This is a genomic window from uncultured Henriciella sp. (assembly GCF_964005855.1).
In the GTDB taxonomy this organism is placed as follows: domain Bacteria; phylum Pseudomonadota; class Alphaproteobacteria; order Caulobacterales; family Hyphomonadaceae; genus Henriciella.
In genome coordinates this window covers 39,541-63,483 of sequence record NZ_CAXFSW010000007.1, presented here as the reverse complement: position 1 = coordinate 63,483, position 23,943 = coordinate 39,541, and the positions used below count along the sequence as shown (strand labels likewise).

Genomic DNA, 23,943 nt, shown 5'->3' with positions numbered 1-23,943 from the left:
GTTCCATTCTCAGATTGTGGCATCCGAAGTCAACCAGAAGCCGGGCGAAACGGGGCGGGTCGACCCGCGACTCTTTCTCAGGGAGGAAGAGCTCGACAATGGTATTGCGCTCCTGCTGGCCAGTGAGCGCATCATCGCGACCATTACGCGCAAGGCCCAGAAGCCGACCGGGCTTAGCGCCACCAGCCTTAGGCTGCTCATGACCATCCGGTTCGAACCCGACCTTACGGTCAGCGAATTGCGAGACCTGACGGGGGCGACGACCCCGACCCTCGCGCGCCTTCTTGGAGAGCTCGACAAGGAATCCCTCATCGTGAAGCGCCAGGGCGGCCGCGATGCGCGCCGGCGCCGCCTGACAGTTTCACCAGAAGGCGAAGCGCTGCTGCGCCCGCTGGTCGAGCAGCTGCGCTCAGCCCTGCGCGAAGCCTACCGGGATGCAGGCGCCAACGCCGTTTCGGGGACGCGCGCTGTCCTGGAGGCCCTGACGAAATGACCGAGGCCCAGCATATACTCGTGGTTGATGATGATGACCGCATCCGCACGCTGCTGAAGAAATATCTGACCCGCAGCGGTTATCGCGTCACGGCGGCATCGGACGCGGCCAGCGCACGGAAACTGATGACGACATTCGACTTCGACCTCGGCATTCTGGACATCATGATGCCGGGCGAATCGGGCATCGATCTTCTGTCGGACCTGCGCAGGACGGGAAAGGACACCCCCGTCCTGCTGCTGACGGCGCGCGGTGAGACCAGCGACAGGATCGAAGGGCTCAAGGCCGGCGCGGACGATTATCTTGCCAAACCTTTTGAGCCGGAGGAGCTGCTCCTTCGTCTCGGTGCGATCCTTCGCCGCACGCATGTCGAGCCACCGCCGGAAGAAATCGAGATGTCGGGCCTCGTCTTCAACGCCAAACGGGGCGAGCTCACCTCCGGCGACCAGCGCGTCAGGCTGACCGAGGCGGAGCTTCAGCTTCTCTCCATGCTTGCCAGCCGCGCGGGCGAACCCGTCAGCCGGGAGGAGCTTGCCTCAAGGTCGCCCAACAGTACCGAACGCTCCATCGACGTGCAGGTCACCCGGCTTCGCCGCAAGATCGAGCCAGACCCGAAACAGCCTGTTCATATCCAGACGGTGCGCGGCGTCGGCTACCGTCTGATGCCGGACTGACAGGTCCAGCAACCCTCATCTGCGCGCTTTGCCAAACCCTCCGCCCCGGCTAAGGCTAGAGGCGAATGAAACGCCTCTTTCATCTGCGTCTTCGCGACATTACCCCACGCGGCCTCTATCCGCGTTCGGTGCTGATGGTGATCCTCCCCGTGATCCTGCTTCTGACGGCGGTGACCTATATTTTCTATGACAGCCACTGGCGCCACACCTCACGCAAGCTCAGCCAGACCATGGCAAGCGAGATCAGTTTCATGGTCGGGCTTCGCGACCGCTATCCGGACCAGTTCGACATGCTGCGCGAAGATGCGCGCCAGGAGATGCAGCTGGATGTGACCGTGCTGGAAGGTGTGAGCCTGCCGACGGAACAAAAGCAGCTTTTTTTCACCGCGCTCGATGAAATCCTTTCCCGCGAGCTCGATGTCGCCCTGGAGGAGCCGTTCTGGTTCGATATTTCCGGCTATGGCGAGACGGTTGAGATCCTTGTCCAGGACGGCAATGACGTTATCCGCTTTATCGCCGAGCGCGACCGGACCTTCTCGACCACCGGCCATATCTTTATCGTCTGGGTGATCGGGGCGAGCGGCATTCTCATTGCGCTTGCACTTGGCTTCCTGCGCAATCAGGTCCGCTCGATCCTCCGTCTCACCGAAGCGGCGAAAGCCTATGGCCGGGGCGGCGATGGCGGCGACTACCGCCCCTCAGGCGCGACAGAAATCCGCGATGCGGCCCGCGCGGTCATAAATATGCGCACGCGCCTGACCGCCTTCGCCGAGGAGCGCACCACGATGCTCGCCGGCATCAGCCACGACCTGCGAACGCCGCTCACCCGGCTGAAGCTCCAGCTCGCCATGATGGATGACTCTCCGGAACTCGAAGAGGCCCGGCAGGACATCCAGGAGATGTCGGCCATGCTGGACGAATATCTCGCTTTCGCCAGCGGAAAGGCCGGCGAGGCGCCTTCGGAGTTTCGCTTTGACACCCTTGTCAGCGAAACCGTCGCCTCGCTGGGTGGACGTGCCAGAATCCGCCAGAGTGACCCTGTCACGCTCTCCGGCCGTCAGGGGCTGATCCGGCGGGCTGTCTCCAACATCATCTCGAATGCCCAGGGCTTTGCAGACGAGGTGGAAGTGGAGGTCATGCAGGGGCCTCACCTTGTCGAGCTTATTGTCGATGATGACGGTCCCGGCATCCCCGAAGACCAGCGCGCCGATGCCTTCAAGCCTTTCCACCGGCTCGATGCCTCCCGGAACCAGAACGTACCGGGCACCGGGCTTGGCCTCTCCATCGCGCGCGACACGGCGCGACAGCATGGCGGTGACATAAGGCTGGAAGACAGCCCGCTCGGGGGCCTGCGTGTACGCCTGCGCCTGCCGCTCTGAGGGCCGCTAGAACCCGGCTGGCGTCGGCAGGCCCGGCGCACTGAGGCAGATGACCTTGAACCGGCGGCCGAGCTCTGCCGGATCGACCAGACGGCGCACACCCTCATAGATCGCCTGATCCTGAGCGGGATTGGCCTTGATAAGCGCCTGCATGCGCGCTTCTGCGCCCAGCCCCATCAGGAAGGGGCCCTGCTCGATGGGACCGGCGACATCCAGCCCGCGGGCGCGCGCCAGTCTCGCCAGCCGCCCGAAGTCGACATCCACGGTAAGGTCGCTCTCGCCCGGCATGGCTAGCGGATCCACCTGGCGGCCGTCCCTGAAAGCCCGCAGCGTGTCCCCGGGCGCGCGCTCGCTTGTCCCGTAATCGATGAAGAGAGCGCGGCCCCTCACCGATTTCAGTGCGTCCGAGAGGGTTTCACACAGCGTGTCCAGGGCGGGCTGAACTTCGACATTCGCCTGATCTGCTGCAGGCTTTACGGACAGCTCACCGGCCTTGTCGCTCGCAAGGCCGAAGGCAAGGTTGTCCGCATCGCCTGGACCGACGACCCGCTCGCGCCAGCCATCACCAGCCTGCACAAACTGGCGCGCTGGCAGGCAATCGAGCCATTCATTGGCCAGCAGCAGGAAAGGCTGCTCGCCAAGCGATTTGAATGCCCCCAGAAAATCGGGGTGAAACTGTGAAAGGCGCGCCTCCTGAGCGGCGGCATAGACCGGGCTGGCCTCATTGATCGCGAGCTGAAACCGCTGCCCGCCGCCCGCCTGACCGATGGCGCGCATCATATCGTCCATCATGGTGCCGCGTCCGGCGCCCACCTCAATCAGGGAGAAAGGGTCTGGCGCGCCCAGGATCTGCCACTCATGAAGGCTCCAGAGGCCAAGCAATTCGCCAAAAACCTGACTGATCTCAGGGGCCGTGATGAAATCGCGTCCAATGCCGGGGCGGGTGGCATAATAGCCGAACTGCGGGTCATGCAGGCAGGTATTCATATAGGCAGAGACGGGCAGTGGCCCGCCCGCCTCGATCAGTCTCAGCAGCTTGGACTTCAGCCCGCTCATACCCTCTCGGCGCCGGCAGGCGGCCGGCTAAGCCCGTACCAGACCAGCAGGACACCGCCGATCCACATCGGCAGGGAAAGAAGCTGGCCCATCGTGACCCAGTCCGGCAGCACGCCCATGGTAAAGCTGTCAGGCTCCCGGAACTGTTCTGAAATTGTACGGCCCGCCGCATAGAAGAGCAGGAAGATGCCGGCCGCCAGACCGCGGCGTTTCAACAGGCCGAACCTCCAGACCAGAATGGAGATCACAAGGAATGGCAGGAGCCCCTCAAGGAAGGCTTCGTAAAGCTGGCTCGGATGGCGCGGCATTTCCGGCTGGCACAGCCGGTAGGCCGGGTTCTGGTCGCGGCAATACACCCATTCATTGGCCGCCCAGTCATAGGCCGAAGGTGTGCCGCCCGTATTGGCCTCGGGAAAGATCATGCCGATCGGTGCATCCGTATGGCGGCCATAAAGCTCTGCATTGATGAAATTCGCGCAACGGCCGAAGAATATGCCGATGGGCGCCACCACGCCCGCGATATCGGCCAGCGGAAAGAGTTTCAGTCCCCGCATCTTTGCCGAAACCAGGATGGCGATGGCGACCCCTAGAAGGCCGCCATGGAAGGACATGCCCCCTTCCCAGATGCGCAGCAGGCTCCACGGGTCGCGTTGGACGGTCTCGAACTGGAAGGGCAGCTGATAGAAAAAGATATAGCCAATCCGCCCGCCAAGGATCACGCCCAGCGTCACATAGAACAGGATATCGTCGATATCGTCGGGCGTCGCCGGGCTTGTCCCACCCCAGAGGCGTTCGCGCTTGACCAGCATGACCGCATAGCGCCAGCCCAGAATGAGACCCGCGATATAGGCCAGCGCATACCAGCGGATCGGAAAGCCGCCAATCTCGACCAGCGCCGGATCGAACTCCGGAAAACTGAGGGCTGCTGTATAGAGTGCGTGCATCGCCTGCCTTTTCCCGTGGCTCGCCGTCGTCTATCTGTAGACCGATACCGGCTAGTCTCTCCCCATAGTCGCGGCAAGGAGTAACCGCATGGCCAATACAAATCCACTACTCGATGAGCTTGCAGGCTTCATGACAGGCGCGATGGGCGCGGCCCGCTCGGCTGGCGAGGAAGCGCGTACCGCCATGCAGTCGCGGGTCCGCGAATTCGTGGCAGACATGGACCTTGTCGAACGCGACGAGGTTGAAGCGCTGCGCGCCATCGCCATCAGCGCGCTGGAAAAGGTCGAAGCGCTCGAAAAGCGTGTCGAGGCTCTGGAAAAGACATCCGGCTGATCAGCGGAAATCCCCGGCAAGCCGCATGCTCTTCATAAGGGCATGCACCGCCTGTCCCGTTTCCAGCGACAGGTCTTCAAGCGCGGCCCGCGTGATCTGGGCGCGTATGATGGCTCCGCCAACCTCAAGATCGATGAGGACTTCGGCGCTTATATCCTTCGAGACGATACGATGGACGTGAGCGGGAAGCACATTGCGGATCGAAACCGGCCCCGGCGGGCGAAGCGCAATAGCGACATCACGCGCATCGATGAACAGGCGCACCGTTTCGCCTGACCTCGCGTCTCTGGCTGCGGGCAGATAGACCGGCACATCGCCAATCGTGAGCCGCATCAGGCCGCCACCCTCCTCCACAGACTGGATCCTGGCCTCGACCAGAGAGGCCGGGCCCGCCGCATCCGACAGCGGCCCGAGATCGAGGGTTCGGGAGACCTCTGCGACCGGCCCACTCGCGGACACCTGCCCACTATCGATCACGACGATTTGCGAGGCGAGAGCGGCAACTTCCTCCAGATCATGACTGACATACAGCACCGGACAGCGTGACCGCTCGGGCAGCTCACGCAGATAGGGCAGAATGGCCCGGCGTGCCGCCCGGTCGAGGCCAGTCAGCGGCTCATCCAGCAGCAGAAGGTCCGGACAGGAAAGGATTGCCCGCGTCAGGGCGACCCGGCGGCTTTCCCCACCAGAAAGCGATGCCGCGGGCCGCTCAAGCAAAGACCCTATGCCGGAAGCCTCAACAGCCGTCTCGAAATCCGGGCTGCGACCCGCCCTGGCAGCCCGGCGGGCGGCAAAATCCAGATTCCCCCGCACATCGAGATGGCTGAACAGGCGGACATCCTGAAAGACATAGGCAACATTGCGCCGATGGGCGGAAAGCACATTCCCTGCCGCGCTATCGAACCAGACAGCATCCCCAAACCGGATACACCCCTCATCTGGCAGCTCCAGCCCCGCAATGGCGCGCAGCAGGGTTGTCTTGCCGCTGCCGCTCGGCCCGAATACCGCGGTCACACCATCAAGCAGCAGCGTTTTGTCGACCTCCAGCTTAAAACCGGGGCGGCGCAGCTTGAAGTCGAGATGAAGCAGGTCAGCTGACACGGAGACGGTAGCTCCTGTTGAGGGCATAGACCCCGACAAGCGTCACGAAGGCGAAGGCGAGCAGGCCGGCCGAGAGCACATGCGCTTCGGCATACTCAATCGACTCCACGTGTTCATAGATCGCGATCGAGATCACACGCGTGCGGTCCGGGATATTACCGCCCACCATCAGGACCACGCCAAACTCCCCGATTGTATGGGCAAAAGTCAGGACGCAGGCTGTCAGCAGCCCGCGCGCGGACTGGGGCAGGAGCACATGCAGTATCGCATCGAGCGGCGAGGCACGAAGCGTTGCCGCCGCTTCCAGCGGGCCCCGCCCGACCGCCTCGAAGGCCGATTGAAGCGGCTGAACCATGAAAGGCAGCGAATAGACGATGGAGCCGATCACCAGACCCGCAAAGGAAAAGCTCAGCGTACCGCCCGTCAGGCTGCCCCAGATGCCCCCGAGGGGCGCGTCCGGGTTCATGAGAAGAAGGAGATAGAAACCGATCACTGTTGGCGGCAGGACAAGCGGAAGCGCCGTCACCGCTTCGATGACGGGTTTGAAGCGGGAGTCTGTATAGGCAAGCCACAGGGCGAGCGGCAGGCCGATCATCAAAAGGATCACCGTCGTGACACCCGCAAGCTGCAGGCTCAGAATGACGGGCCCGAGATCAGGCATCGGGACCTATATCCGCATACCCATAGCTACGGATGATCGCCTGCGACTTTTCACTGCGCAGGAAGTTGATGAACTGCAGCGCGCCCTGATTGGCTGCGGCGTGGCGCATGAGGACAAGGTCCTGCCGGATCGGCTCATGCAGCTCCCCCGGCACCCGCCAGATGGCGCCCGTTTCCGCCCGCTCTCCCTGGGCCAGCTGGGAGGCCGCCACGAAGCCAAGCTCCGCATTTCCACTTGCCACAAGCGCGAATGCCTGCCCCACATTCTGCCCATAGACCAGTTTGCCGGCCAGCGCCTCTTCCAGCCCCAGACCAGTCAGAACCTGACGCGCAGCGGCGCCATAGGGCGCCAGATCCGGATTGGCCATCGCAAGCGCGCGAAAGTCCGCCTGCCCCAGAACCACCTCCCCATCGAAAGACGCCGCATCGCCATCGGGCATCCACAGGACAAGCTGGCCCACCGCATAAGTGAACTGGGTGCCTGACATGGCCCGGCCGCTTTCGACCAGACGGCGCGGACGCTCCCGGTCGGCGGCAAGGAAGATGTCATAAGGTGCGCCATTGTCGATCTGGGCATAGAGCTGGCCGGTCGATCCAGAAGAAATGACGAGCTCCAGTCCGGTCTCTGCCTCGAATTCCACTTCGAGCGCTTCGGCTGTGGCGAGAAAATTGGTGGCGACGGCGAGCATGACATCGCCGCGATGCGGCTGGCTGCACCCGGTCAGCAAGGCGGCTGACAGACCAAGGGCAGCGCCGACCTTTCTGATCCAGTTCAGTCCCGACATTTCAATGGTCTAGCACCCGCCCTGGTGCGCAGCAACGCTGAGTGCGCCCACGCGCACCCTGCCTTCGCACCAGCCGCGCTGTGCTGCAACTGTTCTGACCATTTGAAACCCTCACCCCCGCATGCGAGGGGAAGCTGTGCCGGGCTTCCACAAGTGAGAGGGGAAGCTAGGTTGCAGGGGCTGGTCCCCGTGTTACCGTTCCGGCCAGTGGCGATTTGCCACGCTGATTCGGAGGAAATCGCCGATGAGCCTCAATCTCGAACAATCCCGGGACTTCAATGCCGATCCGCTCGACATGGTCGAAGCGTGTCTCGAACATGCAGGCTGGGAACACCAGCGCGACGACGACTACGCCGTCCAGTGCATCGCCCAGACACGCTGGGGTGAGATGGGCGCCCTGATTGCTTCTCGGCGCGAACCCCCTGCCCTCCATTTCACCATTACGCTCGACCTGAAACCGACGGCCGCGCGGACGAACGCCATCGCCAGACTTGTGCTGATGGCAAATGAGCGCCTGTGGCTCGGCCACTTCGACTATTGGGTTGAGGACAATGTCCTTCTCTTCCGCCACACCCTGCCCATGCTGGACCGGGTCGAGCCGGAAGAAGGCGAAATCCGCGCCGTGATCGCGGCGGCAACCGATGCCGTGAACATGTTCGTTCCGGCCTTCAACTTCGTCATCTGGGCCGGCAAGACACCGGAAGAAGCCATCGACGCAGCCATGTTCGAAACCGATGGCGAGGCCTGAGTCCGGCCTCACCCTCGTTGGCGGCGGCCGTATGGGATCAGCGCTCGCTGGCGGCTGGATCAAGTCCGGCTATGAAGGCGCGATCTCAATCCATGACCCGGCACCGTCCGACCTGCTGAAGGGGTGGGCGGAGGCTGGAAAGATACACCTCAATCCGGCGCCCGCACCTGCCAATACGCTGGTGGTCGCGGTCAAACCCCAGATCTTCCCGAAGATACTGGATGACCTGCGCGCCTTTGTGGGCAAGGACACGCTCGTCCTCTCGATCATGGCGGGTATCACGCTCGACAGCCTGGCCGAAAGGCTTGGAACGGGGCGGGTCGCCCGGGCCATGCCGAATACACCCGGCCTTGTCGGCGAAGGCATGACGCTTCTCTGCCTGCCCAGCAGTGCATCCGATGAGGATGCAGCCCATCTGCGGGATCTCCTCACCCCGCTCGGCGCCGTCGAAGGCCCGATCCCCGAAGACAAGATTTCGGCCGCCACGGCCCTGTCTGGCTGCGGCCCAGCCTATGCTTTCCTGCTTGCCGAAGTCATGGCCGCTGCAGGTGAAGCCCATGGTCTCGACCGCGATCTTGCCCTCCGGCTGGCGCAGAAAACCGTACAGGGTGCTGGTGCCCTCATGATGGACAGCGACGAGCCCCCCTCCACCCTGCGCGAGAACGTCACGTCTCCGGGCGGTGTGACCAAGGCGGCGCTCGACGTCTTGATGCGCGACGGCGCCATGCCATCTCTCATGAAGGAGGCGGTTGCTGAAGCGATCAAGCGCGACCGCGAACTTTCAGGAGACTGAACCATGAGCGATGCGCGCAGAGAGATTCTCGACAAGGGCGTCGAGGCGGCCCTCCATCTTACCAAGACCATTGACTGGCGTGACCTCACCCTCAGCGCCATAGCAGAGCGGGCCAGCCTTTCGCTTGAGGATTTCCACGGTGTCGCGGACAAGGCAAAAATTTCCGACGCCGTCGAACCCTGGCTGGACCGCGCAATGAGCGAAGGGTCCACCAGCGAGGACGAAGCGCCCCGCACGCGCCTCTTCGACGTCATCATGATGCGCTTCGACAGGATGGAACAACACCGCGAGGCCCTCCTCTCGCTACAGGAGTGGCGTCAGACCCAGCCTGTCCGTATCCTCAACCTGATTGCCGCGCGTCACGAAACCGCGAACTGGGCCCTCGCCTGCGCCGGGCTTGATAGCGCCGGTGATTTTCCCAAGCCTGTGCGCAAGAGCGCCATCGCCTGGGCCCTTGCACAGGCAGAAATAGCCTGGCGCAAGGAAGACAGCAGCGACCTGTCGCGTACCATGGCCAAGCTGGATGGCGAACTTCGCAAGATGGAAGAGCGCGCCGGCTGGATCAAAGGCCGTTTTGGCCGCAAGATGCGCGACACCCCAGACCCGGCCACTGGCGCCATGTCAGAAGAGGACACGCCAGCCTTCTCCTGATGCCGGTCTGCAACACAAGGCGGCAAATCAGCGGCGCCTGAAAACCACAGGTTTTCGACGGGCTGCCCTGCAACAAATAGTTCAGAAAAGCGTCACAAGCGCGACGCAGAAAGTCCCCTATCAGGCCCCCGTCAAATCTGACTGAGGGGTTAACAATGTTCAGACACGCACTTTTGCTGACAAGCTCGTTCGCGCTTGCCGGCGTCGCCATGGGCCAGGCTGCATCGACCGATACGGATGAGGAATACAAGCTCGACACCATAACCGTGGAAGGCTCGCTTCTCTCGCGCCAGCGCGGCATCGAGGAAAAACGCGACGCGCTGCAGATCATCGAGGCGCTCGGCTCCGACGAACTCGGTCAGCTGCCGGACAAGAATGTCGGCGAAAGCCTCAATCGTCTGGCCGGTGTCAGCATGCTGGTCGAGAAGGGCGAGGGCCGCTACGTCCAGATCCGCGGCATCAATCCCTCCCTGAACAATGTCACAATCAATGGCGCCAATCTCGGCTCGCCTGAAACCGAAGGGGGCGGCCGCAACGCCCCGCTCGACATCATCGCTGGCGGCGTGCTCGGGTCTGTCCAGGTCATCAAGGCCCCGACCCCCGACATGGATGCACAGGGCATTGGCGGCACCGTGAACGTAGAAACCAAGTCGCCCTTCGACCGCACAGACGATTTCTATGGCTATCTTACAGCCCGCTACGGCTTTGAGGACATCGAGCCGAAAGCCGGCGCCTATGGCGGCGAGGATCCCTACGGCATAGATGCCACCCTCTCGGGCAAAACCATGGATGGCAAGTTTGGCTGGCTCGTCGGCGGCTCCTGGTCTGACCGCGAGTACATCGCGCCCGGTTACTATGCCGATGACTGGGTGGACTATGAGGCCGACCCCGTAACCGGTTCGGTCGGCGGTGCAGCGCCAGAGAACGTCAAGAACAACTATTACGTCATCGGCCGGGAACGGCTGAACCTCAACGGCACTGTGGAATTCCGCCCGGACGACAATTCGAAATATTTCGCGCGCGCCTTCTATGCGAGCTGGGATGAATTCCAGCACCGCAACCGTTACGAGCAGAACTTCGACACGGACGTCGTCTTCAACTCGCCGACGACAGGCACGATTGGCGAGAATCGTGTCGCGGCAAATATCCGGCTGGAAAATGCCGAGAAGGAAATCTTCACCGTGTCGGCCGGCGGCGAGAACATCTTCAATGACTTCACCCTGAATTACGAAGTCACCGCGAACCGCAACGAGATCAACGAGCCCTACTCCTACTGGGAATGGCGCACGGGCCGCATCTTCCCTGGCAGCTTTGATATCTCCGGCGACGGCGTCGTCGATATTACCCCGGATGCCGGCTCGCCAGACCGCCAGGACCCGTCCCTTTTCGACTTCCGCCGCGCCCGTTTCCAGGACTCCGACATGGAAGAAGACGGCCTCACCGGCCAGATTGACCTTCGCTGGGACATGGACGCGGTGACCTGGTTCAAGACAGGCGCCAAGGCCCGGCAGACCGATCGCAGCTGGGATTATGAGCGGACCCGCTTTGACCCCGGCAGCGCCGACCTGACACTCGCGACGTCGCCGGCCCTCACGAAGGGCGCCTTCACGAACTGTTTCGAGAAAAGCTGCGCGCCGAACCTCTTCATGGATGTCGATGCGATGGATGCCTTCCTCGCAGACCCGGCCAATGCCTCCTATTTCGAAGCCAATGATGACGACAGCTTCGTGCAGGATTTTGCGTCCGACTATGACATCACCGAGACCGTGCTTGCCGGCTATGTCATGGGCGTGCGCCAGTTTGGCCCGCTGGAGCTGATCGGCGGCGTCCGCGTCGAGGCGACCGATGTCGACTCTGAAGGTTACCTGCTTGAAGATGACGAAGCCCGGCGTATCAGTGATGGCGGCGACTATGTCACCGTACTGCCGGGCCTGCTCGCCAACTACAATGTCACGGATGCCCTCAAGGTCCGCGGCTCGGTCACCCGCGCCCTCGGGCGGCCGGACTATGACGCCATCGCGCCGCGCTCTTCCTATTCCGAAGAACTCGGCATCGCAGGCCTCTCCATCGGCAATCCCGACCTCGAAGCCCGCGTCTCCTGGAACTATGACGCCAGCATCGAATGGTACCCGAATGACCTGACGCTTCTTTCGGCGGCCGTCTTCCTGAAAGACATTTCCGATGATCTCGTCGGCCTGTCCGAGCGCTACACGACCACCGAGAGCATCAACGCCGCCCTTGCAGCGCGCGGCCTTGGCGGCGCGGTCGACACGTCGGGCGTGACAGAGCTCAACGTCTCAACCACCGTGAACGCAGGCAGCAGTGAGCTGAAAGGCCTCGAACTCATCGCCCAGACGCAGTTCGATCCCTTCCTGCCCGACACGCTGAACGGCATCGGGATCAGCGCGTCCGCCACCTTCCTTGATGGTGAGACCGAAGTAGACGGACAGACCCTGCCGCTCCTGAACCAGGCGGAGAAGACCTATTCGGTCACCGCCTTCTACCAGAACCATGGCATCGATGCCTCGGTCAGCTACGCCTATAATGACAGCTTCCTCACGGACGTGAATCTCGACGATCCGTCGGTCAATCTCGACCAGGGCGAATTCGGCCGCTGGGATGCGAGCATCTCCTACGAGCCGGTCACAGACCTCAAGCTCTTCGTTGAAGCGGTGAATATCAACAATGAGCCGACCAGCGAATTCCAGGGCGGTGACGACCGCCAGCGCACCGAATGGGAATATGTCGGCACGACCGTCTATCTGGGCCTGAGCTACGGCTTCTAGGTCCGCTCAGATACACCCGCCTGCGGCGTCCGGCCTGTCCGGGCGCCGCACCCTGTTTTTCCAGTGGAGCCCGCCATGAAACGCATCCCTGTCCTCGCTGTCCTGCTTCTCCCGGTGGCCTGCGCCGCGGCCGAGCCGCCGGCGTCCATTCCCTCATGGCAGGTCGAGCCATATGAGGCGCCCGCCATCCAGTCGCTGAGTGCGGTGACCCTTCGCGTCTATGACGCGCCCGAAGCCGATCAGGGCGTCACCGCGGATGCCACCCATTTCTACCCCGTCGACAATTCCGTCATCGGCAAGTACCGCATCGATACCGGCGAGCTTGTCGCCCGTTTCGCTGCGCCCTCGCACGGCCTTCTGCGTCACATGAACTCCTGCAAGAGCGTCTCCGGCGACCGTCTGCGCTGCGCAAATTCAAACTACTCCCTCACCCCGATGGGCTCCTCAGTGGAGTATTTCGACACGGTCACCATGAGCCATGCGGGTACACACTCCCTTGGTATGACGGAGGAAGGCTCCCTCACCTGGGTGGACGATATTGAGGGCGGCTACATTACCGGCTTTGCCCATTATGGCGGCAATGGCGGCCTTGCCTTCAAGGACGCGACCTTTTCCAGCGTGGTCACCTACACTCGCGACTGGCAACGCACCGGCGGCTGGCTTTTCCCGCAATCGGCCATCGACCGCATGGCGCCCTATGCCGCATCCGGCGGCGCTATTGGTCCGGACGGCTTGCTTTACATACTCGGCCATGACCGCCCGGAACTCTACGTCCTCGCCAGACCCGCGATGGGTCCGGTCATGATTCATGTCGCGACAATCACCCTGGAGGCCGAAGGCCAGGCCTTTGACTTTGCCGCCGATGGTAGCCGGACCATTTTCGCGATTGACCGGCGGCAGGGGAAAGTACGCACCATCGCCTTGCCCGACGTGCCTCTGAACGACCCGGCAATGCGGCGCTTCCGCTAGGACCGGCCCTGCAAGCGGCGTTTTCTTTTGTGCTCATTCCGCATTACATCGCGCTTATGAGCACCGTCCCCCACATCTTCGCCCCGCACCTGGCCAGCATGAAAGGCATTCGCCATGGCTTCTTTAGCCGGCGCGGCGGGGTGTCGGAGGGGATCTATGACAGCCTGAATGTCGGGCCCGGTTCGGACGACCGTCCAAAGGCCGTGACGCGGAACCGGGCGATTGTCGCAGAAACCATTGGCGCGTCTGGGCCTGAAAATCTGCTCTCCTGCTATCAGGTCCACTCCGATACGGCCATCCTTGCGACGATGCCTTGGGATGAGGAAAACAGACCAAAGGCCGATGGCATGGTCTGCAATGTGCCGGGCATCGCGCTCTGCATCCTGACGGCGGACTGTGTGCCGGTGCTTTTTGCCGACCGCAAGGCCAGCGTCATTGGCGCCTGTCATGCCGGGTGGAAAGGGGCGCTTGGCGGCATCTGCGAGGCGACCATCGCCAAGATGGAAGAGACCGGCGCGAGCCGCAAGGACATCTACGCCGCCGTCGGCCCCTGTATAGGCCAGAAAAGCTATGAAGTCGGCCCGGAATTCCGCGACACTTTCCTGAAGGAGGCGCCCTGGAGCGCGAACCTCTTCCATCCGGGCGAAGGCGACCGTTTCCACTTCAATATCGAGACCTTCGTGAAGAACCGTCTCGTCAAAGCGGGCCTCGCCTTCGTCGATGTCATCGGCCACGACACCTGCGAGCTGGAGGACATGTACTTCTCCAACCGCCGCCGCAATCACCGCGATGAGCCCGATTATGGCCGGCAGGGATCTGTCATCATGCTGGAAGGCTGATAAAAGCCTGCACCCTTTTCCTTGCGACTCTCGCGCCCTTGCGCCAAAAGCACGTCGAAACCGATCTCAGGAGAAGGCTGCTCTCGCGATGAAACTCATTACCTGCAATGCCAACCGCCCCCTCGCCGAAGCTATTGCAGATCATCTCGACTGCCCGCTCTCCAAGGCTGAAATCAAGAATTTCGCCGACGACGAAATCTTCGTGCGGATCAATGAGAATGTCCGCGGCGAAGACGTCTTCCTGATACAGTCGACCTCCAAACCCGCCAATGACAATCTCATGGAGTTGCTGATCGCCATCGACGCGCTGGCCCGCGCCTCGGCAGATCGCATCACCGCTGTTATCCCCTATTTCGGCTATGCGCGTCAGGACCGCAAAACCGATGGCCGCACACCGATCTCGGCCAAGCTGGTCGCCAATCTCATTTCCACCGCGGGCGCAGATCGCGTCCTCACCATGGACCTGCACGCCGGCCAGATTCAGGGCTTCTTCGATGTGCCGACCGACAATCTCGTCGCCATGCCGGTCATCGAGGACGATATCCGCACCACCCATAATGGCGCCGACCTAATGGTCGTCTCGCCGGATGTGGGCGGGGTGGTGCGTGCCCGTAACCTCGCAAACCGTCTCGGCTGCGATCTTGCCATTGTCGACAAGCGCCGTCCGGAAGCGGGCAAGTCGGAAGTCATGAACATTATCGGCGACGTGACCGACCGGCGCTGCATCCTGGTCGACGATATCTGCGACTCGGGCGGTACGCTGGTGAATGCGGCCAAAGCCCTCAAAGAAGCCGGGGCGACGGGCGTCAGCGCCTATGTCACCCATGGCGTGCTGTCCAACAATGCGGTCAAGCGGATCGAGGATTCCGTCATGGAGGAGATTGTCATCTGCGACACGATCCGCCCGACCGAGGAAGACTTCAAGTCCGGCAGTTTGCGCGTGCTCTCTGTCGCGCCGCTTCTGGGCGAAGCCATCCGCCGCATCGCCAACAATGAGAGTGTCTCGAAACTCTTCGACTGATTTGTAATGTCGCCAGCCGCCCGCTGGCCGGAACGTCCAGCCCCTTCTTCGTGTTGGTAAAGCAACATATCCAGCAAGAAGGAAGGGCCAAGAAATGGCTGACAGTCAGCGACTGAGCGACATGCTCATCACGATCAATCCCTCCAATGGCGAGGAGCTTGAACGCTATCCCTATATGAGCGATGGCGATTTCAACGACACCATCGAGAAGTGCCACGAAGCCTTCCTTGAATGGCGCCACGAGACGCCGGAGCACCGCGCAGAGATCATCAAAAAGATTGGTGAAGGTCTCAAATCGAAGAAGACCGAACTCACCCGCATGATGACTAATGAGATGGGCAAGGTCCTCAAGCAGGGCGAAGCCGAAATGGATCTCTGCATCGGCATCTGCGACTGGACGGCCGAGAATGGGTCGAAGGAACTCAGGAATGAAGAGCGCGAACTGCCGAATGGCGGAAAGGGCATCATCACCTATTCGCCTATCGGCGTGATCTATGGCATCCAGCCCTGGAATTTCCCCGCCTATCAGGTGGTCCGCTATGCCATCGCCAACCTGATGGCTGGCAATGGCGTTCTGCTGAAGCACGCCGAGTCGGTCACTGGCTCAGGCCTGATGCTTGAGAAGATTTTCCGCGATGCAGGTCTGCCGGAGAACCTCTTCTCTGTCCTGCGCATCACACACGACCAGTCCGACAAGGTCATCGACCACAAGCTGGTGCGCGGTGTCACGCTCACGGGCAGCGCCTCTGCCGGCCAGATCATCGCCAAGAAAGCCGGCGAAAAGCTCAAGAAGACCGTGCTCGAGCTTGGCTCCAATGACGCCTATATCGTGCTTGACGATGCCGACCTCGAAAACGCGGTCAGGCAGTGCGTGACCGGCCGGGTCTTCAATAATGGTGAGACCTGTGTCGCCGCCAAACGCTTCATCGTTGTCGATGCCATCTACGACCAGTTCCGCGATGCCTTCGTGAAGGCCATGAAGGACGTCAAGATGGGCGACCCGCTCAACAATGAAGGCGATATCGGCCCCATGGCGCGCGAGGATCTTCGCGACGATCTGCACGAGCAGGTCGAAAAGAGCGTCAAGAACGGCGCCAAGGTTCTCTGCGGCGGCGAGAAGCCGTCCGATGCGGGCTGGTGGTACCCGGCAACGGTGCTGGATGAGGTCAAACCCGGCCAGCCGGCCTATGATGATGAGCTGTTTGGCCCTGTGGCTGCGCTTATCCGCGCCAAGGATGCAGACGATGCCATGCGGATCGCCAATGACAGCCGGTTCGGTCTCGGCGGCGGTATCTTCACCGGCGACAATGACCGCGCCATCGAGATGGCTGAGAAGTATTTCGATACCGGTATGGTGTTCATCAACGGCTTCGGCCTTGCCCAGCCCAACATGCCGTTCGGCGGCGTCAAGGATTCCGGCTATGGCCGCGAACATGGCGGCTTTGGCATGAAGGAGTTCGTCAACGTCAAGGCCATCAACATCATGGGCTAGGCCTCCGGCGAAGACCTGACACAAGGGGCCGCTGATCCATCCGGGTCAGCGGCCCTTTCAGTTGGCCGGTTGCGAAGCCAGGCCCGCTGGTGTAAGGCCCCCGCTTCGAAAGGGCGGCGCGAGGCCGTGCCTGTCAGGCTGTCACCGACCGGAAAGAGACCGGCGGCGGACTTCAGGGCGAAAGGAAAAGAAAATGTCGGAAAAACTGAATTACAACGTCCAGATCCGTGAGCGGATTGGCAAGGGCGGTGCACGCGAAGCCCGCCGTAACGGCATGGTGCCGGGCGTCCTCTATGGTGGCGGCGAAGATCCGGTGGCTGTGAGCCTCAAGCTCAACGAAGTCATCAAAGGCATTAATTCCGGCCACTTCCTGACCTCCACGGCTAACCTCGTTCATGACGGCAAGAAGCAGCTTGTGATCCCGCAGGCGATCCAGCTTCACCCGGTCACCGACATGCCGGTGCACGTTGACCTTTACCGCGTCAACGCCAGCCAGATCATTGCCGTCGAAGTGCCAGTCCACTTCACCAATGAAGAAGAAGCCCCGGGCATCAAGGAAGGCGGCGCACTGAATATCGTCCGCTTTGCTGTTGAGCTGAACGTTCGCGCCGACAGCATTCCTGACTCCCTCGAGGCGGATCTCACCGGCCTCGAAATCGGCGACAACGTCAAGATTTCCGACATCAAGCTGCCGGAAGGCGCCGAGCCGACCATCACCGACCGCGACTTCACCATCGCAACTATTGTCGGCCAGATGGCTGAAGTCGTCGAAGAGGACGAAGAAGAGCTCGAGGCCGACGACGTCGAAGCCATCAATCAGTCCGATGAGGATGGTGAAGGCGAAGCCGAGGGCGACGCTGAAGGCGAAGACGAATCCAAGGAATAGTCCGAAAGCTGACGGGCCGGCTGAAAGGCCAGCCCGTCACTTCGGGCGCCGGTCCCACGGAGCCTGTCATGCATATCCTTGCGGGACAGGGAAATCCTGGCGCAAAATATGCCGGAAACCGGCACAATCTCGGCTTCATGGTCCTCGACCGGATCGCTGCCGACCATGGCTTCGGCCCGTGGAAATCGCGCTTCCAGAGCGAGGCGTCCGAAGGCACGCTGCAGACCGCTAATGGACCGGTCAAGCTGCTGCTCCTCAAACCCCAGACCTATTACAATGAAAGCGGACGCGCCGCAGGTGAGGCGGCCCGCTTCTACAAGCTCTCGCCTGAAGATGTGACGGTCTTCCACGACGAGATTGACCTTGCGCCCGGCCGACTGCGCGTGAAACGCGGCGGCGGGCATTCCGGTAACAATGGCATCCGCTCCATGCTCGCCCATCTCTCGCCGGAGGTACGCCGCATCCGCCTTGGGGTTGGCCATCCCGGCGACAAGTCGCTGGTCATGCCCTATGTGCTGGCCGATTTTGCCAAGGCGGAAAAAGACTGGGTCGAAGCCCTGCTAGACGCGTGCTCACGCGCCCTGCCGCTTCTCTTTGAAGGCAATGAAGACCGCTATCAGAGCGAAGTCATGCGCCTTGCCCCGGCCCCAAAACGCGACCCGAAACAGACCAGCTAGTCGCTGCCGCCTGTCTCATTCTCGCCTGCGCCGGCCTCCTCGTCGGCCAGCAATGAGCCATGGATGAGCGAACGCGGCACCTGGCCTGCCGGACAGGCCTCGACCACATTACGGATACCGGCCTGGGCCACAGAGGAGCCCGCCTGGACAGGCGAGGTACCGAACAGGCCTGCCAGAACCAGCATTCCCGCCACCACCAGCCCTGTTGATCCCAGCATGAAAAGACTGGTGCCGCCGCGCCCTGACATGTTGTCGGCAAACTCGACCTCCGGCCGCGGCGGGTTCAGCTCGATCTTGTGACCGGCCGAGGCGTCCGCAATCTGCGCCGTCGCGGCGGCGCTGGCGACGGCTGCCGTCGCCGCAGCGCGGTTGGCGCGGCCTGTCTGGGAGAGCGGATCATTGGGGTGCGCCTCGCGCCAGGCTGCCTTACCCGCTTCATCGCTGGCCTTGAGCGCCATCCAGTCGCCAAGATCGCTGCGCCCTTCCTTTTCGCCCAGCGTCTCCACCAGTTCGCGGAACGGCTCCGGCGTGCTGCGGGCCGTCAGGCCTGAAAGGTCAAACCGGTCATCCTTGTCGAACGGATCATCCGGCAGCGTGCCGTCCAGATCTGCCTGCACAAGCGCGTCGCCGCGTGAGCGGGCGAGATGCGCCATGGCATGGACCCAGTCGCTGTCCGGCTTGCTGGTGTCGCAGGAGTGTTTCGACCAGAGGACCAGGACACTCACGGCCTTGTTACAGTCGCTGAGGTCTCTTGCGCTTGGCGTCTTGTGCGTCCGGTTGGCGTCGTGGCGCACGCGGAATTTCAGCGCGCGCAGCCGCCTTGCAATAATCGTTGCCTTGTCGCGGTCCCCGATTGCCGAGACCAGCAGGACGTCAAAAGCCATAGACACTCTCTTTCGAACCGGGGCCTGTTTACGCAAAGACCTATCCTGTAAGCAACCGAATACCAGCCCGGTCCCACATTGCCCCCTGTTCTAAAGATGAAAATGCGCTATGCCGCGCGCCAGACCGGGCCAGCCCGGCATCAACTGGACGAAGGAGCGCGCACATGGGTTTCAAATGCGGGATCGTCGGCCTGCCGAATGTCGGCAAGTCCACCCTCTTCAACGCCCTGACCCAGACGGCCGCCGCGCAGGCCGCCAACTATCCCTTCTGCACGATCGAGCCCAATGTCGGCGAGGTCGCCGTGCCAGAACCGCGCCTGGAAAAACTGGCCAAGGTCGCTGGCTCCAAGGAAATCATCCCGGCGCGCATGAACTTTGTTGATATCGCAGGTCTGGTCGAGGGCGCATCAAAAGGCGAAGGTCTCGGCAACCAGTTCCTTGCCAATATCCGCGAGACCGACGCCATCCTCTATGTGCTGCGCTGCTTTGAGGATGATGACATCACCCACGTCGCCGGCCGCGTCGATCCCATCGCAGACCTCGATATCGTCGAGACCGAGCTGATGATCGCCGATATGGAAAGCCTCGAAAAGCGCCGCGCCGGCGTCGAAAAGAAAGCCAAGTCCGGCGAGAAGGAGGCCAAGGAAACGCTCGCCCTTCTCGACCTTGCATTGGCCGAACTGCATGAAGGCCGCCCGGCCCGCATGGCGGATGTCCCCAAAGAGGACATGAAGGCCTGGCGCATGCTCCAGCTTCTGACCGCCAAGCCCGTCCTCCTCGTCGCCAATGTCGACGAGGACAGCGCCGCCACCGGCAACAAATACTCCGACATGGTGATGGAACGCGCCGAAAAGGAAGGCGCCGAAGCCGTCGTCATCTCCGCCCAGATCGAAGCTGAAATGGCCGTGCTCGACCCGGCAGAGCGCGCTGAATTCCTTGAAATGCAGGGCCTCGAAGAGCCCGGCCTCAACCGCCTGATCCATTCCGGCTACAAGCTTCTCGGCCTGCAGACCTATTTCACGGTCGGCCCCAAGGAAGCGCGCGCCTGGACCATCCGCGAAGGCTGGACGGCCCCGCAAGCCGCCGGCGTCATCCATGGCGACTTCGAAAAGGGCTTCATCCGCGCCGAAACCATCGCCTTTGACGATTTCATCGCGAACAATGGTGAAGCCGGGGCGAAAGAAGCCGGCAAGATGCGCCAGGAAGGCAAGGAATACATCGTCAAGGAAGGCGACGTCCTGCATTTCCGCTTTAACGTGTAGCGAAACGTGGAAAATTAGGCGTCTGGAAGGGCTTGGCGGATCCTAAACGGCTTCTACCATCACGCCCATGCCCCAGCTTCTCATCGTCTATTTCTCCCGCACCGGCGGCGCCGGACAGATGGCGAAGGCCGCCCATGAGGCCGCGCAGTCCGAAGAGGGCTGCGAGACCATCCTGAAATTTGCAACCGAGGCCGGCCCGGACGACCTCCTCGATGCGGATGGCTACATCTTCTGCGCACCGGAAAACCTCGCCGCGATTGCCGGTGGCATGAAGGAATTCTTTGACCGCTCCTATTATGAGGTGCTGGGAAAGATCGAGGGCCGCCCCTACGCCCAGATGATCTGCGCAGGCTCTGACGGTGAAAACGCGATGCGCCAGACCGCCCGCATTGCACAAGGCTGGCGACTGAAAATCGCGCAGGAGCCCTTCATCGTCTGCACGCATGCCCAGACAAAGGAAGACATCCTCGCCGACAAGACAATCAGCGAGGACGAGTTGAACAAATGCCGCGAGCTTGGCGAAGCCATGGCGGCTGGTCTGGCGATGGGGGTCTTCTGACCACCTCATCTGCCCGGGCGGAAGCTCATCCTGGACCAGTCGAAGGGTGAAGCGTCAAATCCCCCCGCACGCCTAATCGCTCTTCGGCTCCCGCCCGAACTGCTTGCGCAGCTCATCCTTTGCCTCTTCCAGCCGGTCGCGATCCTTTTTGGAGAGATTGCTGCCTGCCCGGTTGATATGAAATGTCAGCATCGACATCGCCGAGGCATAGGGCGATGATTTGCGCTTGCCACTCTTTTCCGCCGACCGCTTGAGCGAAGCGGCAATCTCGGCCGGGTCCTCCTTGGTAAAGACACTGTCTTCCAGATTGAGCGCGTCGCTCTTCCCGGTCACGTCCTGTGACCAATTCTCCTTGCCAGATGTCATGGACACCTCCTTTGCAAAGAAAACCAACGGCAGCATGGAAGCCCCGTTCCGCAGGCGCTGACGCGACCCGCTATCGCGCCTTGTCCGCCCCCTGATGAAGCGACAGCACGTGCCCATCCGGATCGGTAAAGTCAGCCGTCAGGCCGCCATCCGGCGCATGGGACACCGGCGTCACAATCGTCACCCCCTTTGAGGCCAGCCCCTCCACGACGGCGTCAATGCCCCCTTCGCCAAGGTCGAACACAATAACGGGGCTGTCCCCTCGCTTGCCCTCCATCTGGAAAAAGACAAGGCTCACACCATTCGCAAGCTCGGCCATGAGCCAGTCTGCTCCGCCGGCTTCTCCCGGCTCGCCTGGCATCCGCGTAATCTCAAGGCCCAGCGTCTCGCCATAGAAACCTTCCGTCCTGTCGATGTCGGCGACATAGAACACAATGGCGCCGAGTCCTGTCTGCTTGAGCATGATGTCCTCCTCGTGATGGGTGCTCAGCCTCTATGTTGCCGCGCGCCATCTTTCTGTGAGCAGGCAAGGACAAAGAAATGTCCGTCCGGGTCGTGACTGGCGAGAAAGCCGTCCCGTTTGCCAAACCGCTCCAGCATCGTTCGCCGCATCACGCCAAATGGCAAGGCGCCCTGAAGTGTAAGATCCACGTCTGGCGCACGGTCTATCGCCCGCTTCAGCTGCGATATTCTCTGGCGCAGCGCCGCATCCGAGAGCCCCAGCAACCAGCCGATCTCGGCCCGCGTCGCCCCGTTGAGCGAGAGAAGCGCTGTAACCCGCAGCGACCGCGGCAGCGCGGTGAGGTCTGGGCCGGCCCCCTCACTGCCAGCCCCATCCCCTCTTTCATTCGCCCACCGCGTCTCCCGCGCCCGCTGGCGTAAAGCGCCGCGCGAAGTCATCCGCGCCTTGTTACGCAGAACGCCGCGCAGCCAGGCTTGTGTCTCCGGCGACGTAAAATCGGTCCGCCCGGCCTCCACGGCTGCAAGACAGGCCGCCTGGACAAGGTCGTCGGCCTCATCACGGCGCCCGGCATGACGCCGCGCCGCCACCCTCAACTCTCTCACCCAGCTCTCACTCATCACCCCGCCCCGGCGCGCCGCCTGTCACGCCGTATCTGGACGCGCGCATTTGTTCCCCCTATGTTCAGACTTTCCGCCCCAAGGTCAAGCACCGAATCGGATTAGGAGAAAGCCATGGAAGCCTTCGTCACAATCGGATCGGTCGGGCTCGACCTCATTCACCTTGTCCTGGTGCTGGCCGTGATCGGTCTGGCGGTCGGCCTGTTTGTCGTTCGCGGCCAGCTTGAGGCGCGCGCCGCCAATGCCCGGCGCGATCTGGAATATGCTGAAGACACAGCCGACACCCTGAAAGCCGAGCGCGACGATCTCCGCCAGCAGCTGAAGACGCAGTCCGTCGTCGCCGAACAGGCCCGGATCGACCTCGCAAAGGCCGAAGCGCGCAGTGAGGAGGACGAGAAGAAGTTCGCAGAACTTGCCCAGGGCGTCCTTCGCCGCGCCAATAGCCAGTTCCTCGAACTCGCTGACGAGCATTTCAAACGCCACAAGGAAGGCGCGCAGACAAACCTCAAAGAACTGATGACACCGATCACCAAGAACCTTGAGGAGTTTGCAAAGAAGGTTTCGGAAATCGAGAAAGTCCGCGCCGACGACAAATCGGTCCTGCAGGAACAGGTCAAAGCCATTGGCGAAAGCCTGAAAGTCCATACCAGCGAGACCAACAAGCTGGTCAGCGCCCTCTCGGCCCCGCGCGGCGGCGGGCGTTGGGGGGAAACGACGCTGCGCAACGTAATGGAGCATGCCGGGCTCTCGGCCCATTGCGACTTTTCCGAACAGGTACACGGCGAGACCGAAAGCGGGCGCCAGCGCCCGGACGTCGTGATCAAACTGCCCGGCGGCCGCGAGATCGTCATCGACTCCAAGGTCTCACTTGAAGACTATCTCAAAGCCCTGGATGAGAGCGACCCGGCCCGCCGCGACGCCTATATGCGCGCCCATGCCCGCAAGGTGCGCGACCATATCAAGACACTTGGCTCAAAGGACTATCAAAGCGCCTTTTCCCAACGCGTGGACTTTGTTGCCCTCTTCATTCCAGGCGAGAGCTTCTATGTCGCCGCGCTCGAGCATGAGCCGGATCTGTTTGACTTTGCCGCCGCAAGACAGGTTATCGTCGTCACGCCGTCCACCCTCCTCGCCCTTGCCAAAGCCGTCGCCTATGGCTGGCGCCAGGAACAGGCCACCGAAAACGCAAAGAAAGCCGCGGAGCTTGGCCGCGACCTCTATTCGCGCCTCACAACGCTTGGTGGCCATGTGGAGAAGATGGGCAAGTCGCTCAATTCTGCTGTCGACGCCTATAACAAGATGGGCTCCAGCCTCACCTCCCGCGTCCTGCCGGCCGCCCGGAAGTTCGAGGACCTCCAGATCGCGCCGCCGGAAAAATCCGTGCCCGAGATCGAAAGTATCGAAAAGCGGGCCACCCTGCCAGACCGCACGGGCGAGCTGGAATTCGACCAGACCGAAGACTAGGCCCTCAACGCGTCAGCAGCGCCCCGGCGTTGATTTTGCC

26 protein-coding genes are annotated in these 23,943 nt (G+C 62.1%); 17 read left to right on the top strand and 9 right to left on the bottom strand.

The window, feature by feature from the left end:
- The first annotated feature begins 16 nt into the window (after nt 1-16).
- The 3 genes from ABNU55_RS10040 to ABNU55_RS10030 all read left to right on the top strand — a co-directional run bounded on the left by ABNU55_RS10040 (nt 17) and on the right by ABNU55_RS10030 (nt 2,546).
- Entirely contained in the window at nt 17-493 is a 477-nt protein-coding gene (locus ABNU55_RS10040) for a MarR family transcriptional regulator (RefSeq protein ID WP_290752549.1), read from the top strand.
- Nucleotides 490-1,167, top strand: coding sequence for a response regulator transcription factor (locus tag ABNU55_RS10035; RefSeq protein WP_290752546.1), 678 nt, complete (start codon nt 490-492; stop codon nt 1,165-1,167). The genes ABNU55_RS10040 and ABNU55_RS10035 overlap by 4 nt, the downstream gene beginning before the upstream one ends.
- 65 nt (nt 1,168-1,232) lie before the next feature.
- Nucleotides 1,233-2,546: an ATP-binding protein gene (locus tag ABNU55_RS10030; RefSeq protein ID WP_290752544.1), complete on the top strand. Its 1,314-nt coding sequence runs from the start codon at nt 1,233-1,235 to the stop codon at nt 2,544-2,546.
- Between the two features lie 6 nt (nt 2,547-2,552).
- Here the strand turns inward: ABNU55_RS10030 and ABNU55_RS10025 are convergent, their stop codons facing one another.
- Nucleotides 2,553-3,602, bottom strand: a complete 1,050-nt coding sequence (locus ABNU55_RS10025) for an SAM-dependent methyltransferase (RefSeq protein ID WP_290752542.1) — start codon at nt 3,600-3,602, stop codon at nt 2,553-2,555.
- Nucleotides 3,599-4,546, bottom strand: a complete 948-nt coding sequence (lgt, locus tag ABNU55_RS10020) for a prolipoprotein diacylglyceryl transferase (protein ID WP_290752539.1) — start codon at nt 4,544-4,546, stop codon at nt 3,599-3,601. Before lgt ends, ABNU55_RS10025 begins: the two co-directional genes overlap by 4 nt.
- Nucleotides 4,547-4,634: 88 nt before the next feature.
- Between lgt and ABNU55_RS10015 the strand changes: the two genes are divergently transcribed.
- Nucleotides 4,635-4,880 (top strand): accessory factor UbiK family protein, encoded by a 246-nt coding sequence (locus tag ABNU55_RS10015; RefSeq protein WP_290752536.1) that lies wholly within the window; start codon nt 4,635-4,637, stop codon nt 4,878-4,880.
- On the opposite strand, the gene modC is transcribed toward ABNU55_RS10015, so the two are convergent.
- The 3 genes from modC to modA are packed head-to-tail and all read right to left on the bottom strand — an operon-like array spanning nt 4,881 to nt 7,426.
- A complete protein-coding gene (gene modC / locus ABNU55_RS10010) occupies nt 4,881-5,981 on the bottom strand; it encodes a molybdenum ABC transporter ATP-binding protein (protein WP_290752533.1) in 1,101 nt (366 codons plus the stop codon).
- Entirely contained in the window at nt 5,971-6,642 is a 672-nt protein-coding gene (modB, locus tag ABNU55_RS10005; RefSeq protein WP_290752531.1) for a molybdate ABC transporter permease subunit, read from the bottom strand. Before modB ends, modC begins: the two co-directional genes overlap by 11 nt.
- On the bottom strand, nt 6,635-7,426 hold the full coding sequence (gene modA / locus ABNU55_RS10000; protein WP_290752529.1) for a molybdate ABC transporter substrate-binding protein: 792 nt from the start codon (nt 7,424-7,426) through the stop codon (nt 6,635-6,637). Before modA ends, modB begins: the two co-directional genes overlap by 8 nt.
- Before the next feature lie 244 nt (nt 7,427-7,670).
- Here modA and ABNU55_RS09995 point away from each other — a divergent pair, with 244 nt between their 5' ends.
- The 10 genes from ABNU55_RS09995 (at nt 7,671) to pth (ending at nt 18,288) form a co-directional block, all read left to right on the top strand.
- On the top strand, nt 7,671-8,174 hold the full coding sequence (locus ABNU55_RS09995; RefSeq protein ID WP_290752526.1) for a YbjN domain-containing protein: 504 nt from the start codon (nt 7,671-7,673) through the stop codon (nt 8,172-8,174).
- Entirely contained in the window at nt 8,161-8,967 is an 807-nt protein-coding gene (proC, locus tag ABNU55_RS09990) for a pyrroline-5-carboxylate reductase (protein WP_290752523.1), read from the top strand. The genes ABNU55_RS09995 and proC overlap by 14 nt, the downstream gene beginning before the upstream one ends.
- 3 nt (nt 8,968-8,970) lie before the next feature.
- Nucleotides 8,971-9,618, top strand: coding sequence for a hypothetical protein (locus tag ABNU55_RS09985; protein WP_290752520.1), 648 nt, complete (start codon nt 8,971-8,973; stop codon nt 9,616-9,618).
- A 155-nt stretch (nt 9,619-9,773) separates the two neighbouring features.
- Complete coding sequence (locus tag ABNU55_RS09980; protein ID WP_290757496.1) at nt 9,774-12,404, top strand: TonB-dependent receptor; 2,631 nt, start codon at nt 9,774-9,776, stop codon at nt 12,402-12,404.
- A gap of 75 nt (nt 12,405-12,479) precedes the next feature.
- Complete coding sequence (locus tag ABNU55_RS09975) at nt 12,480-13,373, top strand: hypothetical protein (RefSeq protein WP_290757494.1); 894 nt, start codon at nt 12,480-12,482, stop codon at nt 13,371-13,373.
- Nucleotides 13,374-13,429: 56 nt separating this feature from the next.
- Complete coding sequence (gene pgeF, locus ABNU55_RS09970; RefSeq protein WP_290749580.1) at nt 13,430-14,212, top strand: peptidoglycan editing factor PgeF; 783 nt, start codon at nt 13,430-13,432, stop codon at nt 14,210-14,212.
- A gap of 88 nt (nt 14,213-14,300) precedes the next feature.
- Nucleotides 14,301-15,233, top strand: coding sequence for a ribose-phosphate pyrophosphokinase (locus ABNU55_RS09965; protein WP_290749583.1), 933 nt, complete (start codon nt 14,301-14,303; stop codon nt 15,231-15,233).
- A 94-nt stretch (nt 15,234-15,327) separates the two neighbouring features.
- A complete protein-coding gene (locus ABNU55_RS09960; protein ID WP_290749586.1) occupies nt 15,328-16,725 on the top strand; it encodes an NAD-dependent succinate-semialdehyde dehydrogenase in 1,398 nt (465 codons plus the stop codon).
- A gap of 193 nt (nt 16,726-16,918) precedes the next feature.
- Nucleotides 16,919-17,611, top strand: a complete 693-nt coding sequence (locus tag ABNU55_RS09955) for a 50S ribosomal protein L25/general stress protein Ctc (protein WP_290749588.1) — start codon at nt 16,919-16,921, stop codon at nt 17,609-17,611.
- A gap of 68 nt (nt 17,612-17,679) precedes the next feature.
- Entirely contained in the window at nt 17,680-18,288 is a 609-nt protein-coding gene (gene pth, locus ABNU55_RS09950) for an aminoacyl-tRNA hydrolase (RefSeq protein WP_290749591.1), read from the top strand.
- Here pth and ABNU55_RS09945 read toward each other — a convergent pair.
- On the bottom strand, nt 18,285-19,172 hold the full coding sequence (locus ABNU55_RS09945; RefSeq protein WP_348764341.1) for a hypothetical protein: 888 nt from the start codon (nt 19,170-19,172) through the stop codon (nt 18,285-18,287). The two genes, pth and ABNU55_RS09945, sit on opposite strands and share 4 nt — an antisense overlap.
- A gap of 164 nt (nt 19,173-19,336) precedes the next feature.
- Between ABNU55_RS09945 and ychF the strand changes: the two genes are divergently transcribed.
- Together ychF and ABNU55_RS09935 are read left to right on the top strand one after the other, a co-directional pair.
- On the top strand, nt 19,337-20,434 hold the full coding sequence (gene ychF, locus ABNU55_RS09940) for a redox-regulated ATPase YchF (protein WP_290754994.1): 1,098 nt from the start codon (nt 19,337-19,339) through the stop codon (nt 20,432-20,434).
- 67 nt (nt 20,435-20,501) lie between these two features.
- Complete coding sequence (locus ABNU55_RS09935; RefSeq protein ID WP_290754992.1) at nt 20,502-20,993, top strand: flavodoxin family protein; 492 nt, start codon at nt 20,502-20,504, stop codon at nt 20,991-20,993.
- A gap of 72 nt (nt 20,994-21,065) precedes the next feature.
- Here ABNU55_RS09935 and ABNU55_RS09930 read toward each other — a convergent pair whose 3' ends face one another.
- From ABNU55_RS09930 to ABNU55_RS09920, 3 genes are all read right to left on the bottom strand, one after another.
- Complete coding sequence (locus ABNU55_RS09930) at nt 21,066-21,359, bottom strand: DUF3175 domain-containing protein (protein WP_290754990.1); 294 nt, start codon at nt 21,357-21,359, stop codon at nt 21,066-21,068.
- Nucleotides 21,360-21,429: 70 nt separating this feature from the next.
- The gene (locus ABNU55_RS09925; protein WP_290754988.1) at nt 21,430-21,822 is read right to left on the bottom strand and encodes a VOC family protein; all 393 of its coding nucleotides are present in this window, start codon (nt 21,820-21,822) and stop codon (nt 21,430-21,432) included.
- A gap of 23 nt (nt 21,823-21,845) precedes the next feature.
- Entirely contained in the window at nt 21,846-22,439 is a 594-nt protein-coding gene (locus ABNU55_RS09920) for a sigma factor (protein WP_290754986.1), read from the bottom strand.
- Between the two features lie 114 nt (nt 22,440-22,553).
- Here ABNU55_RS09920 and rmuC point away from each other — a divergent pair, with 114 nt between their 5' ends.
- A complete protein-coding gene (gene rmuC, locus ABNU55_RS09915; RefSeq protein ID WP_290754984.1) occupies nt 22,554-23,903 on the top strand; it encodes a DNA recombination protein RmuC in 1,350 nt (449 codons plus the stop codon).
- Nucleotides 23,904-23,943 lie beyond the last annotated feature (40 nt).